20 protein-coding genes are annotated in these 10,223 nt (G+C 67.6%); 2 read left to right on the forward strand and 18 right to left on the reverse strand.

The window, feature by feature from the left end; all coding sequences use genetic code 11:
- Positions 1-238: hypothetical protein (locus tag RU09_RS18930; protein ID WP_042540792.1), on the forward strand; the 238-nt coding region annotated here is incomplete at its 5' end.
- Here RU09_RS18930 and RU09_RS11850 read toward each other — a convergent pair.
- The 11 genes from RU09_RS11850 to RU09_RS18090 form a co-directional block, all read right to left on the reverse strand.
- Positions 235-534 (reverse strand): hypothetical protein, encoded by a 300-nt coding sequence (locus RU09_RS11850; protein ID WP_042540793.1) that lies wholly within the window; start codon positions 532-534, stop codon positions 235-237. The genes RU09_RS18930 and RU09_RS11850 overlap by 4 nt on opposite strands.
- Positions 531-1,109 (reverse strand): hypothetical protein, encoded by a 579-nt coding sequence (locus RU09_RS11855; RefSeq protein WP_042540794.1) that lies wholly within the window; start codon positions 1,107-1,109, stop codon positions 531-533. Before RU09_RS11855 ends, RU09_RS11850 begins: the two co-directional genes overlap by 4 nt.
- Entirely contained in the window at positions 1,106-1,729 is a 624-nt protein-coding gene (locus RU09_RS11860) for a hypothetical protein (RefSeq protein WP_156145915.1), read from the reverse strand. Before RU09_RS11860 ends, RU09_RS11855 begins: the two co-directional genes overlap by 4 nt.
- Positions 1,730-1,889: 160 nt before the next feature.
- Positions 1,890-2,240 (reverse strand): hypothetical protein, encoded by a 351-nt coding sequence (locus RU09_RS11865; protein WP_042540796.1) that lies wholly within the window; start codon positions 2,238-2,240, stop codon positions 1,890-1,892.
- Positions 2,218-2,694: a single-stranded DNA-binding protein gene (locus tag RU09_RS11870; RefSeq protein ID WP_042540797.1), complete on the reverse strand. Its 477-nt coding sequence runs from the start codon at positions 2,692-2,694 to the stop codon at positions 2,218-2,220. Before RU09_RS11870 ends, RU09_RS11865 begins: the two co-directional genes overlap by 23 nt.
- Positions 2,694-3,146 carry a hypothetical protein gene (locus RU09_RS11875; protein ID WP_042540798.1) on the reverse strand — a complete coding sequence of 151 codons (453 nt, stop codon included), beginning with the start codon at positions 3,144-3,146 and terminating at the stop codon, positions 2,694-2,696. The genes RU09_RS11870 and RU09_RS11875 overlap by 1 nt, the downstream gene beginning before the upstream one ends.
- A gap of 123 nt (positions 3,147-3,269) precedes the next feature.
- Entirely contained in the window at positions 3,270-3,938 is a 669-nt protein-coding gene (locus RU09_RS11880) for a hypothetical protein (protein ID WP_197066032.1), read from the reverse strand.
- Between the two features lie 351 nt (positions 3,939-4,289).
- Positions 4,290-4,544, reverse strand: coding sequence for a hypothetical protein (locus RU09_RS11885; protein ID WP_042540800.1), 255 nt, complete (start codon positions 4,542-4,544; stop codon positions 4,290-4,292).
- Complete coding sequence (locus RU09_RS11890) at positions 4,541-4,843, reverse strand: hypothetical protein (RefSeq protein WP_042540801.1); 303 nt, start codon at positions 4,841-4,843, stop codon at positions 4,541-4,543. The genes RU09_RS11885 and RU09_RS11890 overlap by 4 nt, the downstream gene beginning before the upstream one ends.
- Entirely contained in the window at positions 4,840-5,550 is a 711-nt protein-coding gene (locus RU09_RS11895) for a DNA cytosine methyltransferase (RefSeq protein WP_042540802.1), read from the reverse strand. Before RU09_RS11895 ends, RU09_RS11890 begins: the two co-directional genes overlap by 4 nt.
- Entirely contained in the window at positions 5,547-5,945 is a 399-nt protein-coding gene (locus RU09_RS18090) for a hypothetical protein (RefSeq protein WP_156145916.1), read from the reverse strand. Before RU09_RS18090 ends, RU09_RS11895 begins: the two co-directional genes overlap by 4 nt.
- Before the next feature lie 27 nt (positions 5,946-5,972).
- On the opposite strand from RU09_RS18090, the gene RU09_RS11905 reads away from it, so the two are divergent.
- Complete coding sequence (locus RU09_RS11905) at positions 5,973-6,356, forward strand: hypothetical protein (RefSeq protein ID WP_042540803.1); 384 nt, start codon at positions 5,973-5,975, stop codon at positions 6,354-6,356.
- Between the two features lie 19 nt (positions 6,357-6,375).
- Here the strand turns inward: RU09_RS11905 and RU09_RS11910 are convergent, their stop codons facing one another.
- The 7 genes from RU09_RS11910 to RU09_RS18730 form a co-directional block, all read right to left on the reverse strand.
- Positions 6,376-6,810 carry a hypothetical protein gene (locus tag RU09_RS11910; RefSeq protein ID WP_042540804.1) on the reverse strand — a complete coding sequence of 145 codons (435 nt, stop codon included), beginning with the start codon at positions 6,808-6,810 and terminating at the stop codon, positions 6,376-6,378.
- Positions 6,807-7,505, reverse strand: coding sequence for a hypothetical protein (locus RU09_RS11915; protein WP_042540805.1), 699 nt, complete (start codon positions 7,503-7,505; stop codon positions 6,807-6,809). The genes RU09_RS11910 and RU09_RS11915 overlap by 4 nt, the downstream gene beginning before the upstream one ends.
- Positions 7,502-8,491, reverse strand: a complete 990-nt coding sequence (locus tag RU09_RS11920; protein ID WP_042540806.1) for a YqaJ viral recombinase family protein — start codon at positions 8,489-8,491, stop codon at positions 7,502-7,504. The genes RU09_RS11915 and RU09_RS11920 overlap by 4 nt, the downstream gene beginning before the upstream one ends.
- Positions 8,488-8,847 (reverse strand): DUF6085 family protein, encoded by a 360-nt coding sequence (locus tag RU09_RS11925; RefSeq protein ID WP_042540807.1) that lies wholly within the window; start codon positions 8,845-8,847, stop codon positions 8,488-8,490. The genes RU09_RS11920 and RU09_RS11925 overlap by 4 nt, the downstream gene beginning before the upstream one ends.
- Positions 8,844-9,155 (reverse strand): hypothetical protein, encoded by a 312-nt coding sequence (locus tag RU09_RS11930; protein ID WP_042540808.1) that lies wholly within the window; start codon positions 9,153-9,155, stop codon positions 8,844-8,846. The genes RU09_RS11925 and RU09_RS11930 overlap by 4 nt, the downstream gene beginning before the upstream one ends.
- Positions 9,156-9,219: 64 nt before the next feature.
- Entirely contained in the window at positions 9,220-9,969 is a 750-nt protein-coding gene (locus RU09_RS11935; protein ID WP_042540809.1) for a phage antirepressor KilAC domain-containing protein, read from the reverse strand.
- On the reverse strand, positions 9,966-10,223 hold a 258-nt coding region (locus tag RU09_RS18730), incomplete at its 5' end, for a hypothetical protein (protein WP_197066034.1). The genes RU09_RS11935 and RU09_RS18730, both read right to left, overlap by 4 nt.

Consider the following 10,223-nt stretch of genomic DNA (forward strand, 5'->3'; position numbering starts at 1 on the left):
AGATGTTCCGCTCGCAGTTCTCGGGGCACTCGTCGGCGAGTGGCAGAAGTCCGACCACAGCGGGCGTTGGAACCTCAGCGCGTTGAGGGGCGCGTTTCGCGCTGAAGGCAAAGGCAATCACCCTTGGTATCTCGTGTTCATCCGACCTGATGACGAAGCTACCGAGCTCTGGAAGGTCACTCGCGGACCGGGTGGCACTGACCACGCCAGCAAGGTCACAAGCGGCAAGGAACTCTAGGGCGCCGTCTCTTGCAGCTTCACCGGCCAGTGCGCGCCGGTCTCCGAGTTCTCGTGCTCGTCATGCGCGCCGAGCTTGTGGCATCGCATCCAGTACGGGTCGACCTGCTGGTGCCGGAAGATGTCCCACGACCAGATTTCGGCGTCGCACGGCTCGGCCTCGGGCTCGGTGAGCTCCTCGACGAGTGCCATCAGTCCCCGGATCGCGTCGGCGAGGTGTGCCGGGTTCGGCTTGCTGTTGCGGTCTTCATATCGGGCGAGTGCCTTCCGCGCCTCGGTGAGACGCTCGTCACTCATCGCACACCCCCAGCAGCACGCAGAGCGGCGATCACGGCGAGGACCGTCTGCGGGTCGATGGCTGCGATGAACTCGGCGTCGGCGTGTGGGAAGTCGTTCTCCCAGTCGCCGCTGCGAACACCGCTCTCTGTCGGTTCGTACCACGACCCGTCTTCGTCCTGTTCGGGTCCGCCGAAGATGAACTCCCACGGCCCCGGCGTCGCGGCGTTCGCGAGCTTCTCGAGCCGGTCGAGGTCGAGCGCGTCGGACGGTTCGCCCTGCGGCTCCCGGCCGATCACGCGCACATCGGCGAGCCGGAGCGTGAACTCTGCTGCATCCCAGAACTCGCAGCGCTGCCACCCGCACGCCTCACGCCCGAGGAGGTTCCCCGCCTGCTGATGCCAACGGGCATGCAGATCACGGAGCTTCTCATTCGCCGTCCAGTGATCCGGCCACTCGAGCTTCCCGTCGTGGCTCTCGGCGGCGATGAGCGCATCCCGCAGCTCCCCGATCTTCTCGATCTGCGTGACGTGTGCCATGCGCGTGATCGTCGGGTAATCCCGCACTGATTCGATCAGCTTCTCGTTGTCATTCATGGTGTCTCTCCTGTGCTCGTGCTGCGCGGGCGCCCCGCGCGCTGATTCGTCACCTGGTCGGCCTTCACCCGCATGAGCTCAGACCGGCGGAACAGGGTCGTGCGGCGGCCGGCGATGTAGATCGTCCCCACCGGGGCGATGAGCTCGCGCTGCAGCCACCGACGCAACGTGCTCGCCGAGCCCGCCTCCCGATCCGCCTCGTCACGGTTCAGCAGCTGGTCACCCCACTCAGGGATCGCAGCCACCTCCTCCCCCGACACGTCATCCACCCACTCCGAGTCGTTCTTCGTGCGACGCTCCGGACCCCACTTCGCCATCGCATCAGCGACCGTCCAGAACGAGCGGATCCCGTCCCCGTCGACCGGGGTGCGGTCCAGCCACCCCTCAGCGAAACGGGTCATGTCCTCGACGTCGTTCGCGATGTCATCGAACGCCTCATCGATCGTGCGGCGGCCGGTGAACGTGCCCCACGCGACCATCGTGCGAGACACATCCCGGATCGCGTCGAGCAGATCCGCGTCGACCGGTGCCGGCGGCTCCGTCGAGCTCGAGCCGCCCGGCTGCTTATCCGTCGGCGTCGCCTTCATCGGATCTGCGAGAGAATCCAGGCGGCCCATCATGTCGTCGAGATCAGCGAGCAGGCGACGAGACCGGCCATAGCAGCCAGGGCAGATCAGGACGCCCTCGCGGGCCTCCCGAGGAGCACACCCGGGGCACCCATCAAGGTCGCACGCGGCATAGTGCTCGTCGCGGACGGTGCAGCCCCGGATGCAGTAGCGATCAGACATCGTTCCCCCCGTCGACCGTGTTGTCGTCCTCACAGACGGCGCACGGCTCGCCCTCGCCCGGGTGCTCGGGGTCGAGGTTGTGCGCGTCCATCTGGATGCGGCGCTTGATCTCGTCTCCGAAGTAGTCGAGCTCCGAGTCGAAGTTCCCGGCCGCGATCTCAGCGAACCTCCGGACGCTCTCAAAGCCGTCGCGTTCGATGACCTCGACGGCGGTCTCGGCGAGGCGGAGGACGTGACGCGGGAACTCGGTCTCGCTCATCGGTCCCATGCCGCCGTCGTACGCCTCGTCGGTCAGCGCGTCTGCGATCTGCGTGACGAGCTCAGAACGGTGTGTCGTCGGCATTGCCCCATCCCCCATCCGTAGGCGGCTCAGACGCCGCCCACTGCTCTTCCTGCGCCGGGGCGGATGCTCCCGGCCGCTGACCATCCGTGCGCGCGGCACGTGTCACCTGTGCCGTCGCGTAGCGGAGGCTCGGGCCGATCTCGTCGACCTCCAACTCGATCGCCGTCCGCTGATTGCCCTCACGGTCCTGATACGAGCGCTGACGGAGACGACCCTGAGCCATCACCCGCATGCCCTTCGTCAAGCTGCCGGCAACATGTTCGGCGAACTCCCGCCAGACCGACGCGCGGAGGAACAGCGCGTCGCCGTCCTTCCACTCGTTCGCCGCACGGTCGAAGTTGCGCGGGGTGCTCGCGATCGTGAAGTTCGCCACCGGGAGGCCGTTCTGCGTGTAGCGCAGCTCCGGGTCCGCCGTCAGATTGCCGACGACGGTGATCACGGTCTCGCCGGCCATCAGGCTGCCGCCTCGGTCGCCACGACGTCGAGCAGTGGCGCCCAGAGCCGTCGCATGTGCAGCGCCTTCGCCTCGAGCCACTCGCGCACCGCGGGCTCGTCCGCCTCGGTGACTGCCACCTCGACCGAGATGTTGTACGCCTTGCGTTGCAGCATGAAGAACAGCTGCAAGGTGTCGCCGGGGATCTCGAAGTCGGGGTCGGCCTCGATCTCGTACTCGTAGTCGGACGGGTCAGCGCGCTTCCAATCCCAGCGCCACAGCAGATTCAGGTCTTCGTCGAAGTCGTAGAGCAGGTTGCCCAGGTCTTCGATGGGGGTCTGACTGCTCGGCTCGGCGAACTCAGCCCATGACTCGAAGATCGAGTGCATGCCTGCCTTGTAGAAGTTGCCCTCGCTGCAGTAGTACGGGTGATCGATCTCCCACAGATGCTTCGTGGTGGTCTCGGTGCTCATGCTGCTTTCCTGTCTGATCGTGTGATGTTCGGCTTGTCCAACTCGCGCCGGAGCTTGGCTCGGAACGACGGCTCTTTCGCATACCTCGCGCAGCACCGATCCAGGAACTCAGCGAGGGCCATCTCAGAACGGTTCGTCATCCCACACCTCCTCGGTCTGCTGTGACTGCTCCCACTCGGTGACCTGCTGCGTGTAGCGCTCCTGAGCGAGCCAGCGATCGTGGCGGCGGCGGTACGTTCCACAGGGCCCGCAGTCTTCTCGACGGCCGCTGGGATGATCGGGGCATCCGATGGGCGGGGCATCCAGCAGCAGCGGCCGGCGGGGCGGGCTCTGCCGGGTCTCCTGCTCCCGCTCCCACGACGCCCACTCCCCCGCACGCTCCGCACCCTCGGCCCGCACCCTCGCCCGCGCTCGCTCGCCCGCTCCCCCCACAGCCGCGAATGCTCGCGAATGCTCGCGTGGCGGCTCCGGGGCGTTCGACGACGCGAGGCGTGCATCCACCCGCAGCGGGCGCCGGAGTGCGATCCACTCCGACCCCTGCTCCTGATAGATCGTCAGGAACCCGGAGTCCGCGAGCATCAGCAGATGATCGACCACCAGATCGGTCGCCGCCTGCCCCGGGTAGATCGCCGCGGCGATCAGCTCCGGCACCAGCTCGCACCGGCCCAGCGGGTCCGTCGCCGTCGTCCACAACCCCACCGCGGTCGGTTTCGCGTCGTGCGGTGCGCGCAGGTAGCCCGGCCACCGCATGTCCTCCGCGCTGATCCGCCGCTGCACGCTCCTCGTTGACACCTTGATCGCTTCCCTTCGCGAATCCCTCGAACACCAGATCGATCGCGAGCTGTAGATGCTCGTCGTCGACCTCGAAACACTCCGTCCACCCGCGGCCACGGAACAGCACGTGCCGCGCCTCGAGCTCGGAGGTGAACGCCTGCGGGAACCAGCGGCGCAGGATCCGCAGCGCCTCCGTCTCCCATGACGCATCCGTGCCACGGGCGAGCACCACGACCTGACCGCCGGAAACGGTCATCTCCTGCACGCGGGAGAACCGCCAGGCGCGGCCGACCTTCAGGACGTGACGCCCCGGGCCGTGCTCATCCGCCCACACGACGACATACGTCATCGCGAACTTCGGCATCACGCTCATCGCGTCCTCGCCTTCTTGCGGGGCACGGGTTCGCCGCGCCGTTCCTTGTGAGAGTCGGACACCTTTGAGCAGAGGGCGAAGGCGTCGAGACGATTCACGATCTGCCCGCACAGGCGGCACGCCGGCTTGCCCTCGTGGATCATGTCGACGATGCGGAGCTCGGCGAGCGTGACGTCACGGTTCGGGGTCCATTCCTTCTCCTCGACCGTCGCGAGCGAGTGGGCGATATTCGCCTCGAGGATGGCGCTCATGCCGCGTCCTCGATGAGCTCCGCCTCGCGCTGCCGCTGCCACTTCCGCTCGAACATCGTGAACGTGATCCGCGGGTGCGTCTCCCAGTGCTCGAGCAGCTCCTCAGACGCGTACGCACGGGCGCGGGTCTCGTTCCCCATGAAGAGGGTGAAGGGGTCGATGCCCTTCTCGCGGCCGCGGGCGTTCAGCATCGCGCCGTTCGTCGCCTCCTCAGCTGCATCGAACTGCGCATATAGCGTCTCGTCGTACTCAGCGCGGCACTCGCGCCACGCGTTGAAAGCCTCGCTGACGATGCTCATGCGGCAGCCCTCGCACGTACGCTCGCGAGCATCTGACGACCGACGTACTCGGCATATGCGGGCGGGATCGCCTCACGAAGCCCGTCACGGTTCGCCCAAGGCATGTCCATGATGCGTCGTGCTCGGTCAACGCCGGAGAAGTTGCCGACGATGTGCATGTACTCGCCCGGCGTCGGCGGACGGCCCATCTTGGTGTTTCGTGCCAGGTGCTGCGGGTGCGATGGCACCACGAGATCCCAGTTGGTCTCGAAGAGCCGATGCCGGTAGGTCTCAATCTCGAACATCTCACCGCAGAGCATCGACGGCTCGACGAGCGGGTCTGGGTCGTCGGCCTCATCCTCGGGCACGACGTTCTCGATCACGAACGGGAGCCCGGTCTGCAGCAGAAGTTCTCGGGTCGGTGCGATAAGGCGCGGGTGCGTGTTCTTCTGGATCTTCTGCGCCTTCGTCTTGGCCTGGCACGGCGGAGACGCGTGAGCTGCGTCAAGATCATCGAGCGTCACGAAGAGCGGCTTGCCATCCGGTCGAGTGAACTCGAGCCACTCCCCCGCGACGAGCCTGCGCAGCGCCTCGAGCGCATCCATCTGCAGGAACGGGAACGGGTAGCGAGGCTGCGGGTCGATGTCGATGCCGATGACGTTCCACCCTGCGTCGGCGTACCCGCGTGAGGCGCCGCCCTGGCAGCAGTACGTGTCGAGGAGGTTCATGCGATCGCCTCATGCCAGGCCAGCCACTCAGCGCCGTAGACGCTGCAGCCCATCTCCATCGCGACCGTGTGAGTGATGCGCACGCGGCGCACGCCTTCGAGGCGATACCAGGACATCTCGCGCGGGTAGAACACCGGCACGCGCTCCGGATTGGTCACCCAACGGCGCACCTTCCACCCGAAGCGGAGCGCCTGCGCCTGAATGACGCCCTCACAGCCGGCGTTGCACGTCGCGCAGAGCGACAGGCCGTCGACCGGCGAGGGCACGTTCTTCGACCCGCCCATGCCGACCGCTCGGCGGTGCTGGAAGGTGAGCGCCATGACACCACATGCCGCGCAGCGGCGCCCGTCACGCTGATACACGGCGTTGCGCGTTGCCGTGGTCGGGGCGCTCATCGGGTCACCCCCGATAGAGTGCGGGGCATGGAAGAACTCCCGTGGGCCAGCATCGTCGCGGTCGCTTTCTCTCTCGCAGCGTTCCTGTTTTCGCTCTCCGCCGAGCGGCGGGCCAGGCGAGCCGAGGTGACCTTCGATGTCGAACTAGATGAGGAGCACAAGGGCCGCATCATTGTGCGCAATACCGGGAGCAAGACGGTGCGGAGCGTGCATATCGCTCCCGACAGCCTCTCCGGCGTGAGGTACACGGCCTCGCACAACAAGCCTCGAACGCTCATCTCCGGCGACAAGCTCGAAGTCTGGGCGGATGCTGCGGACCACGACAACATTCCGAACACGCTGCGCATCCGATTTGGTCGCTTCGGCGCGCGTGCTGTGCGAGTCCCGGGCGACGGTCGGCCCGTGGTTTGACTGAACGCGGGCGAGTCACTCATCGGTGTTCTCCTCGGAAGTTCGCGTTGAGGGAACGCAGGATCTCGATGTCCTCGCTCAAGGTCTTCCGCATCTCGCGGGCGTACTCGAGGGCAAGCTCGGCGACGTCGATCGCTTCCCATGCCTTCAGCACTTCGGCGTCGCTCTCGGCGACCAGGCGGCGGGTTTCGGCGTCGCGGCCGGTCGCCGTCTGGCGGGCGTAGCCGCGGGCGACGATCAGGTTCCGCTTCGCGTCCTTTACAGCCTTCGAGCGTGCGGCGAGCACTGCGGGCGCGTGAGCGATCATGCTTCGCGCCTTCAGCAGTGCACCCGCGCACTGCACGGGGGTCGGGAACAGTCCGAGGAGCTCGTCCTCGTCCAGGGCGGCGAGGTCCAGCGGCACGAGCTCGACGCCGCTCTCGGCGACCGTGCCGGTCGCGTCATCGACGATCATCGGCGGCCGCCCTTCTTGCGGGAAGCCTTGCGGCGCGCGGCCCGGTTCTCGGACGGCCGGTAGTCCTGCGGCTCGCGTCGCTTCGGCGCGGCCGACGTCTGCTCGGTGCTCGCCGGCGTCGCCCATGCGTCGCCGCCGATCTCGTCGCGGCGTGCGTCCATGCGCTGCTTGAGCGGCAGCGTGACAGCGCGCGCGAGCCGCGCTTCGGTCCGCACCGTGTTCAGCGCGTCGATGGTCGTCGCGGCGTTCACGCGGGCGAGCCAGTCGATCGCCTCGACGTCGTCCGACGCGGGCGTCGGTGCCGATGGTGCCGGGAGTGCGTCGAGGTCGTCGGGCTCGCGGCGGTCGCCGAGCACGTCCGCGAAGGTGCGGCGCAGAGCGGCGCGGAGCGTGTGCGCGCCGAACAGGACGTGCGGGCGGGCGAGCCAGAGTGCGCGCCAGCCCTCCTCGGCGGGCACGACCTCGTCCCACAGCTCGGGAGCGTGGGTTGGCTCGGCCCACCCGGCGCGGTGGACGCGAGCGCGTGCGGCGATCGGGTGTGCGCCGTCGGCGAGGTCGAAGACCAGCGGATGCCAGGTGACGCCGTCGGCGGTGAACTCGACGTTCACGCCGCGCAGCTCGCCGGTCTTCGTCGCGATGGTGAGGTATCCCTGCAGGGTCTGCTGCACGGCCTCTTCGGTGATCTCGGTGCTCATGCTTTCGCCACCTTCGGGAGAGTGATGCGCAGCGCGGGCTTCGCGTAGGTGACCTGCGGGTAGAGCTTCACCGCGACCTCCTCGGTCGACGTCACGGCGTTGCGCCAGCGGTCGTACTCGGCGAAGTCCTCGGGCTCGGCGGCGGCCCAGTCGGCCTCGTTGACGATCGTCTTCCGAGCCGGGCGGGCGAGGACCACGGTCGAGTCGTCGCCGTGCTTCCACCCGGTCTTCATCGCGTCGGGGAACTCGGCCTCGAGCAGCGCGGTGAACTCTGCACGCGCGGCGACCTTCGCCGTCTCGGCGACTTTGGCGGCGCGCTCGGCGGCGAGCATCGACACCTTCGCGGCTTCGAGCTCGGGGCTGATCTCCTCGACGGGTGCACCGTTGTCGATCCAGTCGAGGAATGCGTCTGCGGCGGCGACGAGCTCGTCGATGCGAGCCTGCTCGCGCTTCACGATCCGGAACTGTGGGTCTTCGGTCGGTGCGGAGCCGTCCGGGCCCATGATCTCCCAGCCGTACAGCCATTCGTCGAGGCCGAGAACGTGCATGCCGAACTGCATCTGGTCGTAGTGGTCGGTGGGGATCACGCGCTTCGGCATCTTCCAGCCGTGCTGGTGGCTCTTCACCTCGGCGCCTCGGATGCGGCCGTCGGCGAGGATCTGGAATCCGTCGGGCGTCGCGAGGTGGCGGCGGTTGGATGCTGCGGCCCAGACGTGCCGGTTCGGGTAGATCTTCGACTCGGTCGCCCACTCGAGGTCGGTGAGAATCTCGGACTCGCGGTCGTGGCCGCGCTCGGTGTGCGCGTTGCCGCGGAACGTCGATCCGTTGAGCTTGTCCGACAGGGTGCTGCTCCACGTCGTGGGCGAGAGCTTCGGCACCTCGGACGCGGTCGCGCCCTCGGCGCGGGCGTCGAGCCATTCCACCTCGTTGTCTTGCGAGGCGATGCGGACGGCGGATACCGCGTCCTCGATGAGCTTCATGTTCATGGCTGGTCCTTCACGGGGATGAGGTCGAACGAGTGGGAGTCGGTGGCGACGACCTTGTAGCGGCCGTCTTCGAGCGGTTCCCCTGCGGCGATGTGCGCGTGCACCTCGCAGTCGAAGAGGTCGTCGGTGAGTCGCTCGGCGAGCGGGTGCTGCAGGGTGAACGTGTCGCCCTCGGCGCGCACGATGTGGTCGTGGCCGCCGGTGACATCGACGAGAACGGCGATCGCGACGGCCGCTGCGTCCTCGGCGATCTCGCGGCGGTCACGCGGGGCGACGTAGCGTTTCTTGTTCGCGGCCATCTGCTTGCGGATGCCCTCGGCGACGAGAGCGGTGATGACGTCCAGTGACTGGCTCACGACTTCCCTCCCCTGACGAACGCGGCGACGAAGAGGCCGAGGCTGATCACGACGCCGAGGTCGGCACCGTTGAACCCGGTGGCCGGGTCGGCTGCAGGCGGGCCGCAGACCGCGGCGCCGAGGAGCGCGAGCACGACGAGTGCCATGCGCCACGGTGCGAGCGGCCAGAGGCGACGGTCGTCGGTCGCGATCGGGCCGACGATGGCCGGCTCGGTGCGCTCGATCACGCTGATGTGCATGTCCGAGGTCATCGGGACGAACTCGTTCACCGGTTCGACGTTCTCGTCGCTATCCTGTGTCTGAGGCATGTGCTTGCCTTTCGTCTTGAGTGGGGCGTCCGGTGCAACGGGCGCCCCGCTTTCGTATGTGGGGTCAGGGAGTGAGTGCGCCCGCGCCGAGGCGGACGCGCAGGCGTTCTATGCCGCGAGGTGTGATGCGGACCTGCGGAGCGGCGGGCACGAGATCGCCGGTGTCGCGATCGCGGTACGGCGGCATCGCGCGGACCTTGAGATAACCGGCGTCGACCGCCTTCGCGTATGGCGTCCACCGTTGCTTCTCGCCGCGGTAGATCCAGCCGAGCTGGTGAAGCGTCTCGAACAGGCGCTGCGGGCCGGTCTCGATACCGGCTCGAGAGAGCATCGGCGCGACGTCGCGGATCGCGTAGTCCGTACCTGCGTCGGCGATCTCGTCCCACGCCTCCGCGCGAGGCTCGAGCACGGCGATGCGCTCGTCCTTCCGCGCGATGATCTCCTGTGCCTGGACGACCGCGCGCGCCATCAGCTGCTCGGGACTCTCGGCGACCGCGTAGCCGCCGGTACGGCGAATGCTCGGCAGCACCTCAGAGGTGATCCACCGACGGAAGTCGACCGCACCCGGCTTGTCGGAGCGGATCACCACCTCGTACATACCCGCTTCGCTGACGATGTTCGTCAGCTGCGATCGACCAGAGCGGTCTTCGATGGGGTGATTCCGAATCACCCCATCGTCGAGTCGGTCGGTGCGGAACTGGGTGATGCCGAGAACGCGCGTCAGGTCGGACAGCACGAACCAGGGCTCGCCGTCGACGGCGACCGTGCGCACCTCGTGGTCGAGGTCGTAGTGGAATACGTTGAGCGCACTCATGCCGGATCCACCTCAAGGCGAGAGACACCGAATGCGATGAAGCCGGAGAGCGTCGCGGCGGCGAGCACGGCGAACGCGAGGATGAGGAGCAGAAGACCCCACGGTGAGAGAAGAAACGCGACCCACGTGATCGCGATGCCGGCAACTGCGTAGGCGACGGCTGCGGCTGCCAGCACGCGGCTGAACATCCACACCACGAACTCGTCCGAGTCGATCGGCGTGGTCGGGGCAGCCCCCACGGTGCCCCGACCCGC

Source organism: Microbacterium sp. MEJ108Y, assembly GCF_000834175.1.
Taxonomy (GTDB): Bacteria; Actinomycetota; Actinomycetes; order Actinomycetales; family Microbacteriaceae; genus Microbacterium; species Microbacterium forte.